Annotated in this window: 19 protein-coding genes, 2 tRNA genes and 1 riboswitch; of the genes, 19 read left to right on the plus strand and 2 right to left on the minus strand. The window is 69.7% G+C overall.

From position 1 onward, the window contains the following. The first annotated feature begins 110 nt into the window (after nucleotides 1–110). From ileS to ndk, 4 genes are read left to right on the plus strand one after another with little or no spacing between them, the layout of a single operon-like run. Nucleotides 111–3,452, plus strand: a complete 3,342-nt coding sequence (gene ileS, locus ASG71_RS09455; RefSeq protein ID WP_056738353.1) for an isoleucine--tRNA ligase — start codon at nucleotides 111–113, stop codon at nucleotides 3,450–3,452. A 3-nt stretch (nucleotides 3,453–3,455) separates the two neighbouring features. Further along, nucleotides 3,456–4,814 (plus strand): bifunctional folylpolyglutamate synthase/dihydrofolate synthase, encoded by a 1,359-nt coding sequence (locus ASG71_RS09460; RefSeq protein WP_056738354.1) that lies wholly within the window; start codon nucleotides 3,456–3,458, stop codon nucleotides 4,812–4,814. 3 nt (nucleotides 4,815–4,817) lie between these two features. Continuing rightward, a complete protein-coding gene (locus ASG71_RS09465; RefSeq protein WP_056738355.1) occupies nucleotides 4,818–5,261 on the plus strand; it encodes a DUF4233 domain-containing protein in 444 nt (147 codons plus the stop codon). 39 nt (nucleotides 5,262–5,300) lie between these two features. Beyond that, nucleotides 5,301–5,714, plus strand: coding sequence for a nucleoside-diphosphate kinase (gene ndk, locus ASG71_RS09470; protein WP_056738356.1), 414 nt, complete (start codon nucleotides 5,301–5,303; stop codon nucleotides 5,712–5,714). 124 nt (nucleotides 5,715–5,838) lie between these two features. Here the strand turns inward: ndk and ASG71_RS09475 are convergent, their stop codons facing one another. Beyond that, entirely contained in the window at nucleotides 5,839–6,510 is a 672-nt protein-coding gene (locus ASG71_RS09475) for a vitamin K epoxide reductase family protein (RefSeq protein WP_056738357.1), read from the minus strand. Nucleotides 6,511–6,995: 485 nt separating this feature from the next. Here ASG71_RS09475 and ASG71_RS09480 point away from each other — a divergent pair, with 485 nt between their 5' ends. The 15 genes from ASG71_RS09480 (at nucleotide 6,996) to ASG71_RS09550 (ending at nucleotide 23,703) form a co-directional block, all read left to right on the plus strand. Beyond that, on the plus strand, nucleotides 6,996–10,607 hold the full coding sequence (locus tag ASG71_RS09480) for an Rne/Rng family ribonuclease (RefSeq protein WP_056738358.1): 3,612 nt from the start codon (nucleotides 6,996–6,998) through the stop codon (nucleotides 10,605–10,607). 164 nt (nucleotides 10,608–10,771) lie between these two features. Further along, a riboswitch (TPP riboswitch) is annotated at nucleotides 10,772–10,869 on the plus strand. After that, complete coding sequence (locus tag ASG71_RS09485; RefSeq protein WP_082574991.1) at nucleotides 10,860–12,500, plus strand: bifunctional hydroxymethylpyrimidine kinase/phosphomethylpyrimidine kinase; 1,641 nt, start codon at nucleotides 10,860–10,862, stop codon at nucleotides 12,498–12,500. It overlaps the preceding riboswitch by 10 nt. Nucleotides 12,501–12,866: 366 nt before the next feature. Then, nucleotides 12,867–13,175, plus strand: a complete 309-nt coding sequence (rplU, locus tag ASG71_RS09490; RefSeq protein ID WP_056738360.1) for a 50S ribosomal protein L21 — start codon at nucleotides 12,867–12,869, stop codon at nucleotides 13,173–13,175. A gap of 59 nt (nucleotides 13,176–13,234) precedes the next feature. Then, nucleotides 13,235–13,498, plus strand: coding sequence for a 50S ribosomal protein L27 (gene rpmA / locus ASG71_RS09495; protein WP_009372867.1), 264 nt, complete (start codon nucleotides 13,235–13,237; stop codon nucleotides 13,496–13,498). A 115-nt stretch (nucleotides 13,499–13,613) separates the two neighbouring features. Then, the gene (obgE, locus tag ASG71_RS09500) at nucleotides 13,614–15,203 is read left to right on the plus strand and encodes a GTPase ObgE (protein WP_056738362.1); all 1,590 of its coding nucleotides are present in this window, start codon (nucleotides 13,614–13,616) and stop codon (nucleotides 15,201–15,203) included. Beyond that, on the plus strand, nucleotides 15,193–16,344 hold the full coding sequence (proB, locus tag ASG71_RS09505) for a glutamate 5-kinase (protein WP_056738708.1): 1,152 nt from the start codon (nucleotides 15,193–15,195) through the stop codon (nucleotides 16,342–16,344). Before obgE ends, proB begins: the two co-directional genes overlap by 11 nt. 26 nt (nucleotides 16,345–16,370) lie before the next feature. Next, nucleotides 16,371–17,705, plus strand: a complete 1,335-nt coding sequence (locus tag ASG71_RS09510; RefSeq protein WP_056738364.1) for a glutamate-5-semialdehyde dehydrogenase — start codon at nucleotides 16,371–16,373, stop codon at nucleotides 17,703–17,705. Nucleotides 17,706–17,785: 80 nt separating this feature from the next. After that, nucleotides 17,786–18,019, plus strand: coding sequence for a hypothetical protein (locus ASG71_RS09515; protein ID WP_056738366.1), 234 nt, complete (start codon nucleotides 17,786–17,788; stop codon nucleotides 18,017–18,019). A gap of 13 nt (nucleotides 18,020–18,032) precedes the next feature. After that, nucleotides 18,033–18,704, plus strand: a complete 672-nt coding sequence (nadD, locus tag ASG71_RS09520) for a nicotinate-nucleotide adenylyltransferase (RefSeq protein WP_268760376.1) — start codon at nucleotides 18,033–18,035, stop codon at nucleotides 18,702–18,704. A gap of 7 nt (nucleotides 18,705–18,711) precedes the next feature. Further along, a complete protein-coding gene (locus ASG71_RS09525) occupies nucleotides 18,712–19,992 on the plus strand; it encodes a hypothetical protein (protein ID WP_056738369.1) in 1,281 nt (426 codons plus the stop codon). Between the two features lie 111 nt (nucleotides 19,993–20,103). After that, nucleotides 20,104–20,505 carry a ribosome silencing factor gene (gene rsfS / locus ASG71_RS09530; protein ID WP_056738370.1) on the plus strand — a complete coding sequence of 134 codons (402 nt, stop codon included), beginning with the start codon at nucleotides 20,104–20,106 and terminating at the stop codon, nucleotides 20,503–20,505. A 119-nt stretch (nucleotides 20,506–20,624) separates the two neighbouring features. Beyond that, a tRNA-Ala gene (locus ASG71_RS09535) sits at nucleotides 20,625–20,697 on the plus strand. A gap of 196 nt (nucleotides 20,698–20,893) precedes the next feature. Then, nucleotides 20,894–20,966, plus strand: a tRNA-Ala gene (locus ASG71_RS09540). Between the two features lie 150 nt (nucleotides 20,967–21,116). Continuing rightward, entirely contained in the window at nucleotides 21,117–22,361 is a 1,245-nt protein-coding gene (locus tag ASG71_RS09545; protein ID WP_056738373.1) for a class I SAM-dependent methyltransferase, read from the plus strand. A gap of 139 nt (nucleotides 22,362–22,500) precedes the next feature. Next, entirely contained in the window at nucleotides 22,501–23,703 is a 1,203-nt protein-coding gene (locus ASG71_RS09550) for an ROK family transcriptional regulator (RefSeq protein ID WP_056738375.1), read from the plus strand. 28 nt (nucleotides 23,704–23,731) lie between these two features. Here the strand turns inward: ASG71_RS09550 and ASG71_RS09555 are convergent, their stop codons facing one another. Then, the gene (locus ASG71_RS09555) at nucleotides 23,732–23,929 is read right to left on the minus strand and encodes a hypothetical protein (RefSeq protein WP_056738712.1); all 198 of its coding nucleotides are present in this window, start codon (nucleotides 23,927–23,929) and stop codon (nucleotides 23,732–23,734) included. Nucleotides 23,930–24,023: the final 94 nt, after the last annotated feature.

Raw genomic sequence — 24,023 nt, forward strand, 5'->3', positions numbered from 1 at the left:
GTGCGGTAAGTGAGGTGGTACCGCGGTGCCGGTGTTGTTCCGACAGCACAGGAGCCGTCCTCGCATCCTGAATGAATCCCGTTGTTCACAGCTCAACCCAGGATGTCGAGATGACCCATTACCCCAAGGCCTCAGCCGCACCTTCCGACGCCAGCAGCTCTCCGTCAGCCGGCGTGTCCGCCTCCGTGAAGTTTCCGGAGATCGAGGAGCGCATCCTCGAGTACTGGGACCAGGACGGCACGTTCCAGGCGAGCATCGACCAGCGGGACGCGGGTAAAGACGGCTCCAACGAATTCGTCTTCTACGACGGCCCGCCCTTCGCCAACGGCCTGCCGCACTACGGCCACCTGCTCACCGGCTACGCCAAGGACCTGGTGGGCCGCTACCAGACCCAGCGCGGCCGCCGCGTCGAGCGCCGCTTCGGCTGGGACACCCACGGCCTGCCCGCCGAACTCGAAGCCATGAAGCAGCTGGGCATGACGGACAAGACCCAGATCGAGGCCATGGGCATCGACAAGTTCAACGACGCCTGCCGCGCCTCGGTGATGAAGTACGCCGACGAATGGAAGAGCTACGTCACCCGCCAGGCGCGCTGGGTGGACTTCGACAACGACTACAAGACGCTCAACGTCGAGTACATGGAGTCCGTGCTGTGGGCCTTCAAGCAGCTGCACGAGAAGGGCCTGACCTACAACGGCTACCGCGTGCTGCCGTACTGCTGGAAGGACGAGACGCCGCTGTCCAACCATGAGCTGCGCATGGACGACGACGTCTACAAGAACCGCCAGGACCAGACCGTCACCGTCACCTTCCCGATCACCGCGGGGGAGTCGGAACTCTCCCGCCAGCTCGCCGGCGTGCAGGCGCTCGCCTGGACCACCACGCCCTGGACCCTGCCCACCAACCTGGCGCTCGCCGTCGGCCCCGCCATCACCTACGTGGTGCTCCCGGCCGGCCCGCACGGGATCAAGGCCGCCTCGGCCGAGGCGCCGGTCACCGGCTCCTTCCTGCTGGCCGCCGACCTGCTGGGCGCCTACGCCAAGGACCTCGGCTACGGCGACGGCGCCGAGGGCGCCGCCGCGGCCGAAGCCGCCGTCGTTTCCCGCCACACCGGCGCCGAACTCGAGGGACTGACGTACCAGCCGCTCTGGGACTACTTCGCCGACGCCGAGAAGTACGGCACCGAAAACGGCTGGCGCTTCCTCGTGGCCGACTACGTCACCACCACCGACGGCACCGGCATCGTCCACCAGGCACCGGCCTACGGTGAGGACGACCAGAAGGTCTGCGAAGAGGCCGGCATCCCCGTGGTCCTGTCCGTCGATGAAGGCGCGAAATTCCTGCCCCTCTTCGGCCACGGCGACCTCGCCGCGATCGCCGGGCTGCAGGTGTTCGAGGCCAACAAGCCCATCACCCAGGTGCTCCGCGCCCAGGGCCGGCTGGTCCGCCAGGCCAGCTACGAGCACTCCTACCCGCACTGCTGGCGCTGCCGCAACCCGCTGATCTACCGCGCCGTCTCCTCCTGGTACGTCGAGGTCACCAAGTTCAAGGACCGCATGTCGGAGCTGAACCAGGAGATCAACTGGATCCCCGGCAACGTCAAGGACGGCCAGTTCGGCAAGTGGCTCGCCAACGCCCGTGACTGGTCCATCAGCCGCAACCGCTACTGGGGCAGCCCCATCCCGGTCTGGCAGTCCAGCGACCCGGACTATCCGCGCACCGACGTCTACGGCTCGCTCGCCGAAATCGAAGCCGACTTCGGCCGGCTGCCGCTGAACAAGGACGGCCAGGTGGACCTGCACCGGCCGTTCATCGACGAACTGACCCGGCCGAACCCGGACGACCCGCGCACCCCCGAAGAGGGCCAGTCCGTCATGCGCCGCGTCGAGGACGTCCTGGACGTCTGGTTCGACTCGGGTTCCATGCCCTACGGCCAGGTGCACTACCCGTTCCAGAACGAGGAATGGTTCAACACCCACAACCCGGCGGACTTCATCGTCGAGTACATCGGCCAGACCCGCGGCTGGTTCTACATGCTGCACATCCTCTCCACCGCGCTGTTCGACCGGCCGGCCTTCCGCAACGTCATCAGCCACGGCATCGTGCTCGGCTCCGACGGGCAGAAGATGTCCAAGAGCCTGCGCAACTACCCGGACGTCTCCGAGGTCCTGGACCGCGACGGCTCCGACGCCATGCGCTGGTTCCTGATGTCCAGCCCCATCCTGCGCGGCGGCAACCTCGTGGTCACCGAACAGGGCATCCGCGACGGCGTTCGCCAGGTCATCCTGCCGCTGTGGAACGTCTACAGCTTCTTCACCCTGTACACGAACGCCGCTTCCGGAGGTTCCGGCTACGACGCGAAGCTCCGCTACGACGGCTACTCCGACACCCTGGACCAGTACCTGATGGCCAACACTGGCGAGCTGGTCCGCAACATGACCGCCCAGCTGGACAGCTACGACATCTCCGGGGCGTGCGATGAACTGCGCGGCTACCTGGACATGCTCACCAACTGGTACGTCCGCCGCAGCCGCCAGCGCTTCTTCGACGAGAACACCGACGCCTTCGACGCGCTCTACACCGCCCTGGAGACCGTCTGCCGGGCCGCGGCGTCGCTGCTGCCGCTGGTCTCCGAGGAGATCTGGCGCGGCCTCACCGGCGGCCGCTCCGTGCACCTGGCCGACTGGCCGGACGCGGACCAGTTCCCGGCCAACCCGGAGCTCGTCGAGGCCATGGACCGGGTGCAGCAGATCTGCTCCACCGGATCCTCGCTCCGCAAGGCCGCGAACCTCCGTGTCCGCCTGCCGCTGCAGGAACTCACCGTGGTCGCCCCCGGCGCGGACGCCCTCGAGGGCTTCGCCGCCGTCGTCGCCGACGAACTGAACCTGCGCTCCGTGCGGCTCCTGGACGCCGGCAGCGCCTCCCCGGAGGAGTTCGGCATCGAGCAGAAGCTCGTGGTCAACGCCCGGGCCGCCGGCCCGCGGCTGGGCAAGAACGTCCAGCAGGCCATCAAGGGCTCAAAGTCCGGCGACTGGAGCGTGGACGACGCCGGGGTGGTCACCGCCGGCGGCCTCGCCCTCGAGCCGCAGGAATACACCCTCGAAACCGTCGTGGCCGAAGCCGCGGAAGGCGAAGGCTCACGCGCGGCGGCCGTCCTGCCCGGCGGCGGGTTCGTGGTGCTCAACACCGAGGTCACTCCGGAACTGGAGGCCGAAGGCACCGCCCGCGACCTGGTCCGGGCCATCCAGCAGGCCCGCAAGGACGCCGGGCTGAACGTCAGCGACCGGATCCGCACCACGGTCACCGCGGCGGCCGCCACGGTCGAGGCGCTGCTGGCGCACGCCGAGCTGGTCAAAACCGAGACGCTGACCGTGGAACTGGACACGGTACCCGCCGAGGTCAAGGAACCCCGGATCAGTGTCGACAAAGTCACCGTTGAAGTAGGGGCCTAATCCATGACCGACGAATTCTCCGTAGAGAGCGTCTACGCCGAACTGCTGGGCCGGGCGCCGGAAAACAAGATGGAACCGAGGCTGGCGCCGCTGCGCCGCGCCATGGACATCCTGGGGGAGCCGAACAAGGCGTTCCCGATCATCCACGTCACCGGAACCAACGGGAAGACCTCCACCGCCCGGATGATCGAGGCCGGCCTGCGGGCGCACGGGCTGAGCACCGGCCGCTACACCAGCCCGCACCTGACCAAGGTCACCGAGCGGATCAGCATCGACGGCGCACCGGTCCCGGACGAAACCTTCGTCCGGATCTGGGACGAGATCCGCCCGTACCTGGACATCGTCGACGGCGAGCTCGCCGCCGAGGGCCAGCCCCGGCTGACTTACTTCGAATGCCTGACCATCCTGGGCTTCGCGGTCTTCGCGGACCAGCCGGTCAACGTCGCCGTGATCGAGGTCGGCCTGGGCGGGATCACCGACGCAACCAACGTCGGCGACGGCCAGGTCTCCGTGATCACGCCGATCTCCCTGGACCACACCGACCTCCTCGGGGACACCACCGAGGACATCGCGCACGAAAAGGCCGGCATCATCAAGCCCGGCGGCTTCCTGGTCAGCGCCGCCCAGCCCCGCGACGCCGCCCAGGTGCTGCTGGAGAAGGCCAAGGAAGTCGACGTGCCGTTCCGCTTCGAAGGGGTGGAGTTCGGCGTCGAGTCCCGCACGGTCGCCGTCGGCGGACAGCTGGTGACCGTCCAGGGCATCGCCGGCCGCTACGAGGACCTGATGGTTCCGCTGCACGGGGCGCACCAGGCGGAGAACGCCGCCGTCGCGATCGCCGCCCTGGAGGCGTTCTTCGGCGCCGAGAAACCGCTCGACGCCGAGGTGCTGCAAGAGGCGTTCGCCGCCGTCACCTCACCGGGCCGGCTCGAGGTCCTCCGCACCGCCCCCACCATCATCGCGGACGCCGCCCACAACCCGGAAGGCATCCGGGTCTCGGCCGAAGCGCTGCAGGAAGCGTTCAGCTTCAGCAAGCTCGTGGTGGTCGTGGGCATCCTGCAGGAAAAGGACGCCGAGGAAATCCTCCGCCAGCTCAAGGACTCCCTGGGCGACGTCGCCGCCGAGTACTGCTTCACCCAATCCAATTCGCCCCGCGCGATCCCGGCCGCCGAGCTGGGGGAACTGGCCCTGGACCTGGGCTTCGGCGAGGAGAACATCCACGTCGCGGAAAAACTCGACGACGCGCTCGAATGGGCCGTTGAGCGGGCCGAAGCCAACGACGACCTGGCCGGCGGAATCCTCGTCACGGGGTCCATCACGCTCGTGGCCGAGGCCCGGATCCTGCTCGGAAAGTCCGAGGCGTAACCGATGGCAAAGCTCACCAAGGCCCAGCGCGAATGGCGCCCGGGCATGCCCAAAAAACGCCGGTCCACCAAGGTCATGTTCGCCTCCACCGTCCTGCTGCTGGAGTCCTTCGTTGCGCTCTTCGGCACCCTCGCCGTGTTCGGGCTCCGGCGCGGCGAATTCCCGCCGCTGCTGGTTTTCGGCGTCGGGATCGGGCTGAGCCTGGTGCTCGCCCTGACCTGCGCCGTGCTGACGAAGCCGTGGGGCGTGGCCCTGGGCTGGATCCTGCAGCTGCTGCTGGTGCTCACCGGGTTCATTGAGCCCACCATGTTCATCGTCGGCGGCCTGTTCGCGATCACGTGGTGGTACGGGATCCGGACCGGCATCCGGATCGACCGCGAGTCGGCCGAACGGGACCGCGAGCAGCAGGCCTGGGACGCCGCCCACCCCGAGGGCCAGAGCAACTAGACTTGTCCCCGAACCCCACCCCAACATATTGGAGCAGTTGTGAGCACTGAGCGCACCCTAGTCCTGATCAAGCCCGACGGCGTCGCCCGCAACCTGACCGGCAGCATCCTTGCCCGGATCGAGGCCAAGGGCTACACCCTGGCCGAACTCAAGAAGGTCGACGCCACCCGCGAACTCCTCGAGCAGCACTACGAAGAGCACGTCGGCAAGCCGTTCTACGAGCCGCTGGTCGAGTTCATGCTCAGCGGCCCGGTCGTCGCGGCGATCTTTGAAGGCCACCGCGTGATCGAGGGCTTCCGTTCGCTCGCCGGCACCACCGACCCGACGACGGCGGCGCCCGGCACCATCCGCGGCGACTTCGGCCGCGACTGGGGCGTCAAGGTCCAGCAGAACCTGGTCCACGGCTCCGACTCGGTCGAGTCCGCCGAGCGCGAGATCAAGATCTGGTTCTAACCCACTCCTCGCGCGAACGGACACTTAGTGCCCCCCCGTTTAGCGCGAACGTACACTTGGGGCCCCGATTTCTTCCGAAATCGGGGCCCCAAGTGTACGTTCGCGCTTTTCTCGGGTGGGGCCCTCAGTAGCCGGAGGTTCCGATGAAGACCTGGATGAAGGCGAAGAAGATCGTGGCGACGACGGCGACGTAGAGCAGCGCCGTCACGATCCAGCCGGAGTCGGCCAGGACCCGGGCGGCCGCGGCTGGCAGCGGCAGGACCCCGTGGACGGCGTTGCGGGCGGTCACCCAGACGAACAGCGGAATCATCGCCGCCCAGACGACCATGCAGAAGGGGCACAGGATGTGGATCGAGTACAGCGCCTGGGACCAGAGCCATACGACGAAAGCGAAGCCGAGCGTCGCGCCGGCCTGCAGGCCGATCCAGTACCAGCGGGCAAACGTGGCGCCGGCGAGGATCCCCATGGCCGTGGTGATGATGACGGCGAAGGCCACGATGCCAATGAACATGTTCGGGAAGCCGAAGACCGAGCTCTGCCAGGTCTGCATCACCTGCCCGCAGGAAATCCACGGGTTCACGTCGCACACCGTGACATGGCTCGGGTCCTTCAGGACCTCCAGCTTCTCCAGCACGAGCGAGCCGGACGCGAGCCAGCCGACGACGCCGGTGACCAGCAGGAGCCAGGCGAACGGCCGGTCGCGGGTCATCGGGGGCAACGGCCGCTCCGCGGCGGCCGGGCCGGCGGTGTGCCCGGCCGGGGAGACGTCACCGGGGGCGGTGGACAGGCTCGGCATGGAATTTCAGTCCTTTGCGTCGGGAAACTGCGTCGGATGCTCTTGCGCCGATTCTATCGCCGGAGGCTGGAAGAAGCCCGGCAGCGGCCGCACCGTCCGATCCGCGGTCCACTGCGCGGACGTGGGGGCCGGCCTACCCCTGCTTTTGCGCCTCCTGTGAGACAATGAACCTGGCTGTTACGCGAACCACATTCGCGTTACAGTCCGGCGACTTTGTTTCCAAGACCGCCAATGATGAGCTGGGCATACTACGGATCCGTCGATCCGGGCTATCCCGCAATGCCATTGGACGGCACCTGGTTGTGACGTAGAGATCAACGGGTTCACGACAATCCCGCCGGCCTTCCAGGGCTGCCGCACCCCACTGCCGGTGCGAACCTGAAGGTAGCCAATTGACTTCTGTCAATGCCTGCGGGTGTTGACGCATATATGCCCCCACGGGTGCCGGATGTGGCGGTACATCAGGGGCAGGAGTGTCGCCACATATGGATAATGACCAGCTTGTAGCCGGTAACGACGAAGCAACCGTCACCGAGGAAACCCCGGAATCCGCCGTCGCGGCGGAGGCGCCGAAGAAGGCCACCCGCACCCGCCGCAAGGCCGCGCCGAAGTCGGCACCAGCCGAGCCGGCGCCCGAAACGCAGCCGGTGCCCGACGCCGGAGCGGACGTTGCAGTCGGCCCCGAAGGGACCGCGCCCGATAGCCCCGCCGCCGTTGAAGCCCCCGCCGCAGAAGCCAAGGCCCCCGCCCGCCGCAGCCGGTCGCGGAAGGTCGAGACGGACGTCCAGGACGCTGCCGCCGAAGCCGCCGCCGACACGACGGCCCCCGCCGAAGCTCCGGCGGTTGCCGACGCCGTTGCCGAAGCTCCCGCAGAGGCTCCCGAAAAGCCGGTCCGGCGCCGGGCTTCCCGCGCCAAGGCCGCCCCGGTCGCAGCGGCGCCGGAGGAAACCGCCCCCGCAGAGCCCGTGGCGGTACAGGATGCAGCGGCCGAGGCAGCAGCGCTCGAAACGGCCGCCCCCGCACCCGAGGCAGAACCCGCCGCCGGGGTAACCCCTGCTCCAGAAGCCGCCGCAGCGGCCCCGGCTGCCCAGGCCGCCGAAACCCCCGCGCCGGAGGCGGAGCCGGACACGCAGTCCGCCGAGGCGCCGTCGCCGTTCCTGGACCCGGGCGCCGTCACCTCGATGATCTTCCAGGCCCCCGACCTGAGCGCGGTGGTCCGCCCGACCGCTGCGGCAGCCCCCGCGGCAGCTGATGAAACCGACGAAGAAGACGATGAGGACGGCGAGGACTCCGGCAGCCGCCGGCGCCGCCGCAGCCGCGGCCGCCGCGGGCGCAGCCGCACGGCCGGCGAGGCTGAGGCCGAAGGCGACACCGAGGGCGAAGCCGAGGATTCCGAGGCCACGCTCGACGACGGTGTGACCTCCCGCCGCCGCCGCCGGCGCCGCCGCGGCGACCAGGACCTGGAACTGACCGGGGGCAACGACGACGACCCGCCCAACACGGTGACCCGCGTGCGGGCCCCGCGGGCGGTCAGCGAAGCCCCGGCCAGCAACCGCGTCACCTCCCTCAAGGGCTCCACCAGGCTGGAAGCCAAGAAGCAGCGCCGCCGCGAATCCCGCGACACCGGCCGCCGCCGCACCGTGATCACCGAGGCCGAATTCCTGGCCCGCCGCGAATCCGTGGACCGCCAGATGATCGTGCGCCAGCGCGACGACAGAATCCAGATCGGTGTCCTCGAAGACGGCGTCCTGGCCGAGCACTTCGTGTCCAACACGCAGCAGGATTCCCTGATCGGCAACGTCTACGTGGGCAAGGTCCAGAACGTGCTCCCGTCCATGGAAGCTGCCTTCGTCGACATCGGACGCGGCCGCAACGCCGTGCTGTACGCCGGCGAAGTGAACTGGGATTCCGTCAACCTCGAAGGCAAGCAGCGCCGGATCGAAAACGCGCTCAAGTCCGGCGACTCCGTGCTGGTCCAGGTCACCAAGGACCCGATCGGCCACAAGGGTGCCCGCCTGACCAGCCAGATTTCCCTGCCCGGCCGGTACCTGGTCTACGTGCCCGGCGGCTCCATGACCGGCATTTCCCGCAAGCTGCCCGACGTCGAGCGGAACCGGCTCAAGCGGATCCTCAAGGACCGCCTCCCGGAGGACGCCGGCGTCATTGTCCGCACCGCTGCCGAAGGAGCTTCGGAAGAGGAGCTGACCCACGACATCAACCGGCTGCGGGCGCAGTGGGAGGGAATCGAAAGCCAGTCCACGTCGAGCAAGGTCCTCGCCCCGGAGCTGCTCTACGGCGAACCGGACCTGACCATCAAGGTGGTCCGGGATGTCTTCAACGAGGACTTCTCCAAGCTGATCGTCTCCGGCGAGGAGGCCTGGGACACCATCGAGGCCTACGTCACCTATGTGGCCCCGGACCTGGTGGGCCGGCTCGAGAAGTGGACCAAGGACACGGACATCTTCGCTGCCTGGCGCATCGACGAGCAGATCCACAAGGCCCTGGACCGCAAGGTCTTCCTTCCCTCCGGCGGCTCGCTCGTGATCGACCGCACCGAGGCCATGACCGTCGTCGACGTCAACACCGGCAAGTTCACCGGCAGCGGCGGAAACCTTGAGGAGACGGTCACCAAGAACAACCTCGAAGCGGCCGAGGAAGTCGTCCGGCAGCTGCGGCTGCGCGACATCGGCGGCATCATCGTGATCGACTTCATCGACATGGTGCTCGAATCCAACCGCGACCTCGTGCTGCGCCGCCTGGTCGAATGCCTGGGCCGGGACCGGACCAAGCACCAGGTTGCCGAGGTGACCTCGCTCGGGCTGGTGCAGATGACCCGCAAGCGGATGGGCACCGGCCTGCTGGAAGTCTTCGGCGAGCAGTGCGAAGCCTGCGCCGGCCGGGGCGTCGTGACCCACGACGAGCCGGTGGAGCACCGCCGCGCCAACACTGTCGCCGCCGAACACCACGTGCCGCGCGCTGAGCACCAGCCTGCCGGGCGCAGTGAGCGCAAGCGCCGCCGGGGCAAGGGCGGCCAGGGCGGCGAGGCCGGGGTTTCCGCGCCCGCAGCCGTGCACGCCGAACCGGATGAGGCAGAGCGCCACGCCAAGGCGGAAGCGACCCGTGCGGCGCTGGCCAACATCGCCGCCGCGGCGCACGCCGCGCACCTGCACGACGGCGAGGCCACGGCAGCGCCCGACGCCGAAACCCGGCAGGCGGCGCTCGACGCCGCCGTGGAGCTCGCCTCCACCGAGGAAGCGGCCGGACGCCCCGCCGCGGTCCTGACCTTCGGCGGGGAGCAGGTTGCCCTGCCCTTCGTCGAGCACGCCCAGGAAAGCACGCAGCCCGCGCTGACCCTGGATCTGCTGACCGAGGCCTTCGCCAACCTGGGCGACGCCGAAACCGGCAAGCCGGCCGCCGCCGCCGGGGCGGCTCCCGCCCAGGCTCAGGCCCCCGCCGCCGACGCTGCCCCCGCACGGGCCGCCGAAGCCGCGCCGGAAGAGGAAGCCGCGGAGGCAGCACCGGCCGCCGCACCGTCCCGGGCCACCCGCGGCCGTGGCCGGGCCCGGGTCGCCCGGATCCAGCCGCCGAGCGTGCGTGCCCGCGAGGAGCAGGCAACCGGCCAGGAACCGGTCCGGCAGGATCAGTCCCGGCAGGGCCAGCCCCGTCAGGACCATTCCCGCCAGGAGCGGGGACAGGCACCGGCGCGGCAGGAACGCGGCCGGCAGGAACGTGGCCGCCAGGACCGGACGCGGGAACGCGCCCAGGAACCGGCCCGCCAGGAACGCGCGCAGGCTCCGGTCCAGCAGGAACGCGCGCAGGCTCCGGTCCAGCAGGCGCCCGTCCGGCAGGCTCCGGCCCAGCCGTCCGTAGCGGCCACTGACACCGCCGCCCCGCGCCGCGTGCGCCGCAACCGCAGCGCCAGCCGCGCCCAGGGTGCCGCCAACGAGACCTCTGTGCAGCAGCGCGAAGCCACCCCGTCGGCTGCCGCCGGCTCGGTGCACGAGGCCAAGGCGCCGGAGCCGAGCCAGGCAGCGGCCAAGCCGGCCGCCAGCGAACCGCTCATCCTCGGCGTCGGCGTCCCCGCCTCGGAACTGTAGGCGGACGGCAGCAGCAGGCACGAACCACCGCGGGCCCCGCCCGGATCCGACGCACACGTGCTCGGACCCGGGCGGGGCCCGCTGGGTCGTTAAGGGGGCTGTTCCGCCGGGCACGCGGCCCCCTGCGGGGCGCGGGATATCGGGGCGACGCGCGCTAGGCTGGGTGGACTGACACGGGGTGCCGCGCATCGAGCCGGCTGAGATCCAGACCCGTTGAACCTGTCCGGTTAGCACCGGCGAAGGGATGTCCAGATGACTGTACCCACTGCGCCTACGTCCGTTTTCTCCGCCGCCTTTCCAACCCCCGCGCAGGCGGGCCACGGGCCGGGAGGCGCCGCCGTGGAAGCCCCGCAGCCCCGGCGGATCCCGCGGGTCCTGGCCATCGCCGGCTCCGACCCTTCCGGCGGAGCCGGCGTCCAGGCGGACCTGAAAAGCATCGCCGCGCACGGCGGCTACGGAATGGCCGCCATCACCGCGCTGACCGCCCAGAACACCAGGGGCGTGCGCGCGGTGCACGTCCCGCCGGCGGCGTTCCTGACCTCCCAGCTGGAGGCCATCAGCGAGGACATCACCGTCGACGCGGTCAAGATCGGCATGCTGGGCGACGCCGCCGTGATCGAGGCCGTGCGCGCCTGGCTGGAGAAGGCCCGTCCCGCCGTCGTGGTCCTGGATCCGGTGATGGTGGCAACAAGCGGCGACCGCCTGCTGCAGGAATCGTCGGAAGCCGCCCTCCGCGCCCTGCTTCCCCTGGCGGACCTGATCACCCCCAACCTGGCCGAACTGGGCATGCTGCTCGGCGAACCGGCGGCCAATGACTGGCCCGGTGCGCTGCAGCAGGGCAAACGGCTCGCAGCCGCCACCGGGACCACGGTGCTGGTCAAGGGTGGCCACCTGGCGGGCAGTGCCGGGACCGACGACGGCGGTTGCCCGGATGCGCTGATCAACACCGGGGGAGTGCTCGGCCGGGAACAGGTGGTGGTGGAAGGCGAGCGAATCGCCACCGGGAACAGCCACGGCACCGGCTGCTCGCTGTCCTCGGCCCTCGCCACGGTGCAGGCCCGGGCGGGCAACTGGGAAGCCGCACTGCGGGAGGTCAAACCCTGGCTGCTGGGAGCACTGCGGGAGGCCGGGCAACTCGAGGTCGGGGGCGGCAACGGACCCGTCCACCACTTCCACCACCTGCAGTCAGCGTCCGGCGGGTACGGGGGCGGGGACGGCGACCCGGAGGCCGCCGAGGGCGGCTTCGCGGCGGCGCTCGACCGGCACGCGGCCGACAGCCTGGCGGCCATCTACGGCCTGGACTTCATCCGCGGGCTTGCGGACGGAACGCTGCCCGAGCGCGAATTCACCTACTACCTCGGCCAGGACGCCCTGTACCTGAACGGCTACTCCCGGGTGCTGTCCCGTGCCGCCGCGCTTGCCCCCACCGAAGAAGAACAGCTGTTCTGGGGGCGCTCGGCCCAGCAGTGCCTCGAGGTCGAATCCGAACTGCACCGCACGTGGCTGGCCGGCCACGCCGCGGCAGCATCCGGCGCCGGGCCGGTCACCAAGGCCTACGTGGACCACCTGCATGCGGCCTCACTCGCCGGCAGTTACGCGGTGCTGGTCGCGGCGGCCCTCCCGTGCTTCTGGCTGTACGCCGAGGTGGGCGCCACCCTGCACGAGGCCTTCCGGCGGGACTTTGCCGCCGACCCCGAGGCCCATCCCTATGCCGCGTGGCTCCGCACCTATGCGGACGAAGCCTTCGCGGCATCGACGCGGCAGGCCATCCGCTTTACCGACGCGGCAGCCCGGCGGGCGTCGGCAGGGGACCGCGCGGCCATGGCCGAAGCCTTCCGCCACTCTTGCCGCTACGAGACGGAATTCTTCGACGCGCCGAGGCTGCACGCTTAGCCGAAGCAGGACGGTCCGGCCGGTAAGATAGTGGGGCGCGGTTCCGGAAGCCGTTGCGGCAGGACGGCACCGGCCCCTTGACGGGGGCGGTGTGGCGCCTGTCACGCACTCCATGCCGGGCCCGGCCTCGTTTGCGGCCGAAGGCAAAATTAGCGTAGTCTAGACCTTCGGTGCTTACGCCAACACTTGGGTTATGTCCTTGAGGAAGTGTCCATCCGCCTACGGGCAGGACGCTTTCACGGAATGGCTCATGGATTCCCCCGGGGAATCCACCGGCGTTGAGGCACAGCGTGAGCCGGACCAGCCCTTGGTCCCAGGTTCCGCACGCAAATCTAGTAATAAACGTCGAGAGAAGTGAGTTCCCCAGTGGTGTACGCGATTGTCCGCGCAGGCGGCCGCCAAGAGAAGGTTTCCGTTGGAGACTTCGTTACCCTGAACCGCGTCCCCGGTGGAGCCGGCAGCACCATTGAGTTGCCCGCACTGCTCCTGGTAGACGGTGACAAGGTCACGTCTGCAGCCAAGGACCTGGCCAAGGTAACGGTTACGGCTGAGATCCTGGAGGACCTGCGTGGTCCCAAGATCGTCATCCAGAAGTTCAAGAACAAGACCGGCTACAAGAAGCGCCAGGGTCACCGTCAGGAACTGACCAAGGTCAAGATCACCGGTATCAAGTAACTAGCGTTACTGTTCAGGTTTTCAGCAGATTCCCCAGAATTTAAAGGCAGGCATTTCAAATGGCACATAAAAAAGGCGCGAGCTCCACTCGCAACGGTCGTGACTCCAACGCCCAGTACCTCGGCGTCAAGCGCTTCGGCGGCCAGGTAGTTTCCGCAGGCGAGATCATCGTCCGCCAGCGCGGCACCCACTTCCACCCGGGCGCCGGCGTCGGCCGCGGCGGCGACGACACCCTGTTCGCCCTGACCCCCGGTGCTGTCGAGTTCGGCACCCGCCGTGGTCGTCGCGTTGTGAACATCGTGGCTGCTGCAGCTGCAGAGTAACAACAAGTTCTAAATCGGTGGGGCGGGCCAGCAGGTCCGCTCCACCGGTGTTTTAACCGCATTACAATCATCTTGGGCCCCCAGGGACCCAAGGAACAGCACTGAGGAGATCCACGTGGCCAGCTTTGTAGACCGGGTAGTACTGCACGTATCCGGCGGTACCGGCGGCCACGGCTGTGTCTCCGTCCACCGCGAGAAGTTCAAGCCCCTCGGCGGACCCGACGGCGGCAACGGCGGCAACGGCGGCGACGTCATCCTCCGCGTGGACCCCCAGACCACCACCCTGCTCGACTACCACCACGCCCCCCACCGGCACGCCACCAACGGCGGACCCGGCATGGGCGACTGGCGCGGCGGCAAGAACGGCGAGACGCTGGTCCTGCCCGTGCCCGAGGGTACCGTCGTCAAGAGCAAGGACGGAACCGTCCTGGCCGACATGGTCGGCGAAGGCACCGAGTTCATCGCCGCGGCCGGCGGCCTGGGCGGCCTGGGCAACGCCGCGCTGTCCTCCCAGAAGCGCCGCGCCCCCGGCTTCGCGCTGCTGGGCATCGAAGGCGAATCCAGCGACATCGTCCTGGAGCTGAAGTCCATCGCCGACATCGCGCTGGTCGGCTTCCCCTCCGCGGGCAAGTCCAGCCTGATTGCCGCAATGTCCGCAGCCCGGCCGAAGATCGCCGACTACCCCTTCACCACCCTGGTCCCGAACCTCGGCGTCGTGCAGGCCGGCGACGTCCGCTTCACCATCGCCGACGTCCCGGGCCTGATCGAGGGCGCGAGCGAGGGCAAGGGCCTCGGCCACCACTTCCTGCGCCACGTCGAGCGCTGCGCGGCCCTGGTCCACGTGCTGGATTGCGGCACGCTGGAATCCGACCGCGACCCGCTCTCCGACCTGGCCGTGATCGAGGCCGAACTGGAGAAGTACGCCGTCGACATGAGCTACGCCGGCACCGACGGCGAAGTCGTGCCCCTGAATCACCGCCCGCGGCTGGTCGCCCTGAACAAGGTGGACCTGCCCGACGGCAAGGACATGGCCGAATTCGTCCGTCCCGAGCTGGAGAAGCGCGGCTACCGCGTCTTCGAGATCTCCGCCACCAGCCATGAGGGACTGCGCCAGCTCGGCTTCGCCATGGCCGAGATCGTCAAGGCCGCCCGCGACGCCGTCGCCGCCACCCCGCCCAAGGTCGCTGCGCCGGTGCTGCGCCCCCGCGCGGTCAACGAATCCGGCTTCACCATTCGGCGCGAGGAACGCGGCATGGAGCCGCTGTTCCGCGTCCTCGGCGAGAAGCCGGTCCGCTGGGTCAAGCAGACCGACTTCACCAACGAGGAAGCCATCGGCTACCTCGCGGACCGGCTGGCCAAGCTCGGCGTCGAAACCGAGCTGTTCAAGCAGGGCGCCAAGCCCGGCGACGCGGTCGTCATCGGCGAGGACGACGGCGTCGTCTTCGACTGGGAGCCGACGATGATGGCCGGCGCCGAACTGCTGGCCTCCCCGCGCGGCACGGACATCCGGTTCGCCGACATCGGCGACCGCCCCACCCGCGGCCAGAAGCGCGAAGAGCAGCAGGAGCGCCGCGAGGCCAAGGCCGCCGCCCGCGCCGAGCTGGAGGCCGAGCGCAAGGCCGGCATCTGGACCGAATCGGTCAGTGCCCGCCGCGCCCCGCAGCCGCTCAAGGAGAGTGGACTCGGCGAAGCCGATGACGAGTAACGCCGTCGCCCGGCCCGGCACGGCCGGCGTCCCCGGCCGTGCCGTGCTCTCCGGCGCCCGCCGGATCGTGGTCAAGGTCGGGTCCTCGTCGCTGACCTCCATCCGGGGCGGGATCGCGGAGGAAGCGGTCACCGACCTCGCCGACGCCCTGGCGCGCAAGCGCAACGCCGGCACCGAGATCATCCTGGTTTCCTCCGGGGCGATCGCCGCGGGCCTGGCCCCGCTGGGCCTGGACAAGCGACCCCGCGACCTCGCCACCCAGCAGGCCGCCGCGAGCGTGGGCCAGGGACTGCTGATGGCACGCTACACCCACGCCTTCGGCGCACACGGCGTCACGGTCAGCCAGGTGCTGCTCACCGCGGACGATTTCATGCGCCGCAGCCAGCACACCAACGCCTTCCGGGCGCTGGACCGGCTGCTGAACCTCGGCGTGGTCCCGGTGGTCAACGAGAACGACACCGTGGCCACCCATGAGATCCGCTTCGGCGACAACGACCGGCTCGCCGCGCTCGTGGCCCACCTGGTCCGCGCCGACGCGCTGATCCTGCTCTCCGACGTCGATTCCCTCTACGACGGGCCGCCCTCCCACGGCGCCAAGCGGATCCCGCACGTCGCCGGCCCGCAGGACCTCGAAGGGGTCTCGATCGGCAGCACCGGCAAAGCGGGGGTCGGCACCGGCGGAATGGTCACCAAGGTGGAGGCCGCCTCGATCGCCGCCGGCTCCGGCATCCACGCACTCGTCACCTCCACCGCCAACGCCGCCGCGGCGCTGGCGGGGGAGGACGTGGGAACCTGGTTCTCCGTCAACGGCTCCCGCAAGCCGATCCGGCTGCTGTGGCTCGCCCACCTCGCGTCCGTGCAGGGCACGCTGGTGCTCGACGACGGCGCCGTCCGGGCCGTCCGCGACCGCCACACCTCGCTGCTTCCGGCCGGTATCACCGCCGTGCACGGGGACTTCGAAGCCGGCGACCCGGTCGAAATGACCGGCACGGACGGGACGGTGGTGGCCCGCGGGCTGGTCAACTACGGGGCCGGGGAACTGCCGCAGATGCTCGGCCGCTCCACCCGGGAACTGGGCCGGGCGCTCGGCCGCGGCTATGACCGTGAAGTTGTTCATGTTGACGACCTGGTGCTGGTCTGAGCCCTCGGCTCGCCTAAACTGGGAGCATGACTGAGGCCCTCACTTCGCACCCCGACCTGCCGGTTACCGACGCGCCCGCCGAGGCCCTGCCGCCGGCCGTGACGGACGTCGAAGCCGCGGTGCACGCCGTCGCAGACCGGTCCCGGGCCGCGTCCCGCCGGATGGCCCGTGCCAACCGCGCCTGGAAGGACCGCGGGTTGCGGGCCGTCGGAGCCGCCCTGCTCGAACATCAGGACCGTGTCCTGGCCGCCAACGCCCAGGATGTCGCCGCCGGTCAGGCCAACGGCACCTCCGCGGCACTGCTGGACCGGCTGACCCTCACCGGTGCCCGCGTCCAGGCCCTCGCGGCCGCGCTTGAAAACCTCGCCAACCTGCCCGACCCGGTCGGCAACGTGGTCCGCGGCCAGACCCTCCCGAACGGGCTCCGGCTGCGGCAGGTCAACGTGCCCATGGGCGTGGTGGCAGCAATCTACGAGGCGCGTCCCAACGTCACCGTGGACATCGCGGGGCTGGCCCTCAAGAGCGGCAACGCCGTGATCCTGCGCGGCGGCAGCGCCGCGGCCCACACCAACGCCGCGCTGGTCGCAATCCTCCGCGACGCGCTGGAGTCCGTGGGCCTCCCCGCGGACGCCGTGCAGAGCGTCGACGAATACGGCCGTGCGGGCGCCGGTGTGCTGATGCGGGCCCGGGGCCGCGTCGACGTGCTGATTCCCCGCGGCGGCCGCGAACTGATCCAGACCGTAGTGACGAACTCCTCGGTCCCCGTGATCGAAACCGGCGAGGGCAATGTCCACATCTTCCTCGACGCCTCCGCCGACGAGGAGATGGCGGTGGAGATCCTGCTCAACGCCAAGACCCAGCGGCCCAGCGTCTGCAACACCGTTGAGACGTTGCTGGTGCACTCCGCGTCGACGGTGCTGCCCGCGGTCGCCGCGGCGCTGCGCGGCGCCGGCGTCACCCTGCACACCGACGACCGGATCCGGGCCGCGCTGCCCGCCGGCGTCGACTCCGTCCCGGCCACCGACGAGGACTGGGGCACCGAATACATGGACCTGGACCTCGCCGTGGCCATGGTCGACAGCCTCGATGAAGCGGTGCAGCACATCCGGACCTGGTCCACCGGACACACCGAAGCCATCCTCACGAACGACCTCGCCAACGCCGAACGCTTCATTGCCGAGGTCGATTCGGCCGCCGTGATCGTGAACGCCTCCACGCGCTTCACCGACGGCGGGGAGCTGGGCCTGGGCGCCGAGGTGGGCATCTCCACCCAGAAACTGCACGCCCGCGGGCCGATGGGCCTGACCGAGCTGACCACCACGAAGTGGATCGTGCAGGGCGAAGGCCAGGTCAGGGCCTAGCGACGCGGTAACATGGAACAAAAGCCAGGAGCGGCGGGGGAGCCCGCCGCCCTGATTCCGTGAACTCACTAGGGGAGAACATGCTGTTCCAGCAGATCGCCACCACCGTAGCCGCCGCTGCCGAGCATGAGGCACTCGCACCGCTCATCGCGCCGCCGTTCGTCGTCGGCATTACGATGTTCGTGATCCTGCTGGTCATGCTGTTCGTGACGCTCTCCTACGGCAACCTCGGCAAGCGCCACGAAGCCGTCGAGGAGCACGCGGACCCGCACCGCCAGCACCCGAACAAGCACGACCACGGACTGGGCCACTAATATTTCCGCCACAGTGAAGCAGCACGGCGCGAAGCGCCGCCTGCGCCTGGGTGTGATGGGCGGAACTTTCGATCCAATCCATCACGGCCACCTCGTCGCGGCCAGTGAGGTCGCCGCCGAGTTCGGCCTCGACGAAGTCGTCTTCGTGCCTACCGGCCAGCCGTGGCAGAAGAGCAGCAAGAAGGTCAGTGAGGCCGAACACCGCTACCTCATGACGGTCATTGCCACGGCGTCGAACCCCCGGTTCACGGTGAGCCGGGTCGACGTCGACCGGCCCGGGCCGACGTACACCATCGACACGCTGCGCGACCTGCGCACGCTGCGGCCGGACGCGGACCTGTTCTTCATTACCGGCGCGGACGCGCTGGCCCAGATCCTGTCCTGGAAGGACATCGACGAGCTGTGGTCACTGGCGCACTTCGTCGGCGTAACGCGGCCCGGCCACGTACTGGACGGCATGGGCCGCGAAGATGTGAGCCTGCTGGAGGTCCCCGCCATGGCGATTTCCTCCACCGACTGCCGGGCGCGGGTCGCGGCCGGCAACCCGGTCTGGTACCTCGTGCCGGACGGGGTAGTCCAGTACATCGCCAAGTACGACCTCTACGACGGCCGGTCCGATCCCGAGTCGGATCCCCGGGAGTCGCGGCCGGAGCCCGAAGCACACCAATCCGCCAGCACCGAATGAGTCTTCCATGAGTCAGGAACAGCCTCCCATCCGCAGCCGACGCGAACTGCGCCAGGCCAGGGGCGAACGCCAGGACGCCAACCCGGGCGCCGAGACGCCGGACAACCCGGCCAATGCCGCGCGGCCGGAAGCACCCACGGAGGCCGAAACCACCGGCCGGCGGCGCATCCCCGGGCCGGTGGACTCGGTCCGGACGACCTCCGCGGCCGAGCGCTCGTCCCAAATCCGCGCCCGTGACCGCGCCGCGTTGCGCACCATCAAGGAGCTGGCCGAAAAAGAGGGACAGCTCTCGCCCGGCGGGACGCCGACGCGCCGGCAGCTCCGGCTCCAGCAGCTGGCCGAGGAAACCGCCCCGGCGACCTCGGCGAATCCGATTGTTCCAATGCCGTCGCCGCGGACCCGGTCCCACCCGGTCGTTGCCCCGAAGGCTGCCGCCGGGAAGGGTCCTGAGGCGCCGGGCGCCGCTTCTGGGGCGTCGGAGGCGGCTGCTCCCGCCCCCGGCACCGCGCCCACCGGCGCGTCGGCCGGTCCGGCCCCGGAGCCAAAGCTGCCCGAGGGGATGAGCGTCGAACAGGCCCTTGCCGCCCGCGAGCTCCTCGCCGAACAGGCGCGTAACCAGGTTGCCAAGATGGAACACATCGCCGCCACCGACCCGGACGCGGTCAACCCGGAAGTGCTGGCCGAGCAGATCGCCCTGGCCGAACGTGCCGCCGTGCTCAACCGGCGGGCGGCAGCAAAGCAAAAGCTCGCCGCACAAAACAACCAGCCGGCCGCGCCGCGCCCGGGCCAGCCGCGCACCGAGGCACCCAGCAACGGGCCCTCGACGGCGAGCAACCTCGCCATGGTCACGCCGCTGGAATTCGAAGCCGTCCCCGGCATCGACCGGCCGGTGATGAAACGCCCGGCGACGTCCTATGTCCCGCTGGTCACCAACTCCAGTCCCAAGGTCCAGCCGCCGCGCACGGCGCGCCGGCCCGGATCGTCCCGCAAGCGCGACACCGGCCCCGCCGACGGGCGCTCCGGCGTCCTGGCCCGGGCAGAAGCCGCCGCGCAAGCGGCCTCCGTCCGCCGCCAGCCTGCCGGCGTCGAGATGCCGGCCGAGGAGGAGCCGGCGGCCAGGCCTCCGGTTGCCGCCAACGCCGCGTACGGGCTCGATCCGCTGGACGCCGCCACGGCGGGGCTCGGCCGGGCCCGGCGCCTGCGCGCCCTCCAGCTCGGAGTCCTGGCCCTTGGCGTGCTGGCGCTCATCGCAGGCATCATCCTGATCATCACCGGGCTGGCCGGCTAACCGGTCCCGTCTCCGCGGTCCCGCACCGCATCCCCGGCCGCAGGCGCCCAACGCACCCCGGGCGCCCAGCCCGTTCCCATCCATCAGCTTTCCACTTCACCAAGGAGTCCAATGACTGCCACCGATTCATCCATCACGACCGCCCGCCAGGCAGCCCACGCCGCCGCAGACAAGCTCGCCCAGGACATCGTGGCCCTCGATGTCAGCGAACGGCTGGCCCTGGCCGACGTGTTCCTGATCGCCTCCGCCCCCTCGGAACGGCAGGTAAACGCCATCGTCGACGGCATCGAAGACGAACTGTCCAAGCATGACCTGAAGCCGGTCCGCCGCGAGGGACGCTCCGGCGGCCGCTGGGTCCTGCTGGACTACGCCGACGTCGTCATCCACGTCCAGCATGAGGAAGACCGCGTCTTCTACGCCCTGGAGCGCCTTTGGAAGGACTGCCCCGTCGTGGATCTCCAGCTGGGCGACGAAGCCACCGCCACCACGGCTCCCGCCACCGAAACCGAGTAGCGGACAGCCCGACCGGGCGGCACCGAATTCTGAATATGCCCGATTTGGAATTTTCAGAAGTGCTGGTCTAAGATATTTGAGTTGCTCCGGAGAGAACGAAACCGGAACGGCAAGAATACGGGGCTGTGGCGCAGCTGGTAGCGCACCTGCATGGCATGCAGGGGGTCAGGGGTTCGAGTCCCCTCAGCTCCACCGGATAATCCGCCGGAATCGAAAGATTCCGGCGGATTTTTTGGGTTCCAGCACCACCGGCCACACCTTCCAGGTGCCGGCCATCCCCGCGAAATGCGCGTCCGTGCGCCGATTAGCGTCTGCGGCAAATGTAGATTAAGCTAATCAGGTTGCTTGATCGAACCGCCCACTGGGAAGGTCGGAGAAGCAGCGGTTTGGGGCTGTGGCGCAGCTGGTAGCGCACCTGCATGGCATGCAGGGGGTCAGGGGTTCGAGTCCCCTCAGCTCCACCGAACGAGGTCCCGCTCAGCGAGCGGGACCTCGCCTTTTTAAGCCGGTAGGCCGGGCAGGCCCTGCCCGGCGCGGGGAAGCGCCCACGAGTGGGGCGCGGCCGCAGGCAAGACCGGAACGGCGCGAGAGAACGGCGGCAAGCTGTGCACATGGCGGAGGATGACCTGGACTCCCTGTTTTCCCTGCTGCGCAGGGCCCCCGACGTCGAGGCGCCCAACCTGCAGGCCTGGGATGCCACGGACCGGCTGCTGCTGGACACCGCCGCCGCACTGCGGGCCAGTGGTGAACTTGCCCCCGGCGTCCGGACCGCCGTCGTGGGGGACCGCTACGGGGCCCTGACACTGGGGCTGCGCCTGGCCGGCCGGGGCAGCGACGGCACCGCCGGGGCGGACGGCATCATCCGTGTCCACGAGGACCTGGTCACCGGCGAACGCGCCTTGAGGCGCAACGCCGAGGCCGCCGGCCTCACCGGCGGATTTGAACAGCTGCCGCTTCACGACGCGGTCAAGGATGCCGGCCTGGTCCTGCTCCAGTTGCCGCGGTCCCTGGCCGAACTCGAAGAGATCGCCGACGCCGTCGCCCGGTACGCCGCCCCCGGCGTCACCTTGCTCGCTGGCGGCAGGATCAAGCACATGAGCCTGGGCATGAACACCGTGCTGGAACGCTACTTCCGGCAGGTCCAACCCCAGCTGGCCAAGCATAAGTCGCGCGTCCTCCTGGTGCGCGGGGCCAAAGCCGTCGACGGCGCCGCGCCGTTCCCGGTCGCCGAACGGCACGCCGGGCTCGGGCTGACCGTCTGCGCCCGCGGTGCGGCCTTCGCCGGCACGGGTCTGGACATCGGCACCCGGTTCCTCCTGGACTTCCTCCCCGAGATGTCCGACGCCGCCCACGCCGTGGACCTCGGCTGCGGCACCGGCGTCCTGGCCGCGGCCTACGCGCGCAGCCATCCGCTCGCCCGCGTCACGGCTACGGACCGCTCGGCCGCGGCCGTCGACTCCGCGCGGGCCACGGCCCGCGCCAACGGCCTTGACGGTCAGATCGAGACGCTGCAGGACGACGCCGTGAGCTCCCTGCCGGACGGCTGCGCAGGGCTGGTCCTGCTGAATCCGCCGTTCCATCTGGGCGCCGCCGTGCACGCCGGCGCCGGGCTCAAACTCATCGAAGCGGCCGCCCGCGTCCTGGCGCCGGGCGGGGAACTGTGGACGGTCTTCAACAGCCATCTGCAGTACCGGCCCGCACTCCAGCGGCTGGTGGGACCCACCCGGGAGGCCGGGCGCAACCGTAAATTCACCGTCACCGTCAGCGTGCGGCAACAGCCGCCGGGCGGTGCCGGACCGGCACCGTCGGCAGCGGCACCGGCACCCGCCGCCGCACGGGACATCGAACCAGCCTGATCGTGACGCCTGCGGGTGGGGTCCGCGCCGTCGGTAACGTACGATTCTGACATCAGCTGTGCTTGGCCAATGACGTTTAGAGGTATCAGTGACTGAGATCCGCACACCCTCGCCTCGGCGCGGAACCAACCTCCCACGCATGGGCGACTTCAACCTCACCGTCATCCTGGACGCGATCCGAAGGGCCCCGGGCGGGCTGAGCCGCGTCGAGCTCGCACAGATGGTCGGCCTGTCGCCGCAAACCATCTCCAATATCTCCCGCCGCCTGCTGGACCAGAACCTGATCGTGGAAGCCGGCAAGGAAGGCTCCGGGCCCGGGAAGCCGCGCACCATGCTCCGGCTCAACCCGGGTGGGATGTACGCCGTCGGCGTCCACCTCGATCCCGCCGTGCTCACCTTTGTGGTGCTGGACCTCGTCGGCGCCGTGGTCAAACATTCCCGGCTCAAAACCCCTTCCAGCACGGACCCGGAATCGATCATCGGCACCATCGCGGACGAAATCCGGCAGCTGATCCAGGACTCCGGCGTCGATCCGGCCAAGGTGGCCGGGCTGGGCGTGGCGTCGCCGGGGCCGATCGACCTCGGCGAAGGCGCCGTGGTGGATCCACCGCTGCTGCCGGGGTGGGACCGGGTGCGGTTACGCGACACCCTTGCCGAGGCGACCGGCCTGTCCACGCTGCTGGACAAGGACGTCACCAGCGCCGCGGTCGCCGAGACCTGGGCCGGCGGCCCCAGTGGCGCCGGCAGTTTCGTCTTCATGTACATGGGCACCGGCATCGGCTGCGGCGTGGTGATCAACGACGAGGTCATCCGCGGGACTTCGGGCAACGCCGGCGAAATCGGCCATATCATCGTGGACCCGGACGGTCCGCTCTGCGACTGCGGCCAACGCGGCTGCGTCAAGTCATCCGCCATCCCGCAGGTCCTCGTGGCGCAGGCCGAGGCGGCCGGGGTGCTGGACGGTTCCCGGGGCGACCGCAGCGCGCCCGCCGTGCAGGAAAGCTTCGCCGAACTCTGTGCCCTGGCCTACGGCGGCAACGAGACAGCCGTCGAGATCATCAGGAAATCCGCGGTGCTGGTCGGCAGGGCCGTTTCCGCGGTGGCCAATGCCCTGGACGTGGACCGCGTCGTCTTCGGCGGCCCGTTCTGGACCTGCCTCTCGCCCGCCTACCTGGAGATGCTTCCCGAACTGGTGGGCCGCAACAGCGCCACCGGGAAGATCCATGGCATCGAGGTCGTCGGCACCGGCGTGGGGGAGGACGTGGGCGCCGTGGGTGCGGCCTGCCTGGTGCTCGAACACACGCTGGCACCCCGCTCGCAGCGCCTTCTGCTCGAAGGCTAGGCGCGCCGGCCTTGCGGGGCTCCGGACGCTAGTCGATGTCCTCGATGACGGTCCCGAACGGGATCGTGTCGTCGAGGTGCGCCTGGTGGTCGTGAGGGTGGACGACCACCCGGACGCCGTGCCGGCCGTCCGCCGCGGACTGCATCAAAATGGGCCGCACGGTGTTGACGAGGCTCTCGCTCTTGCCGGCGAGATACTCCTGGTAACTGGCTGGAAGCTGGATCATGTGCACAGGATAGACCCGCACCGGCGGCCTGGGGAGGGCCCTTCCGCACTGAGCATCATGCCTTGCCCCGGCGTCCCAGGTGGAGTTCTGGCGA

The organism is Arthrobacter sp. Soil763, assembly GCF_001428365.1.
In the GTDB taxonomy this organism is placed as follows: Bacteria; Actinomycetota; Actinomycetes; order Actinomycetales; family Micrococcaceae; genus Arthrobacter.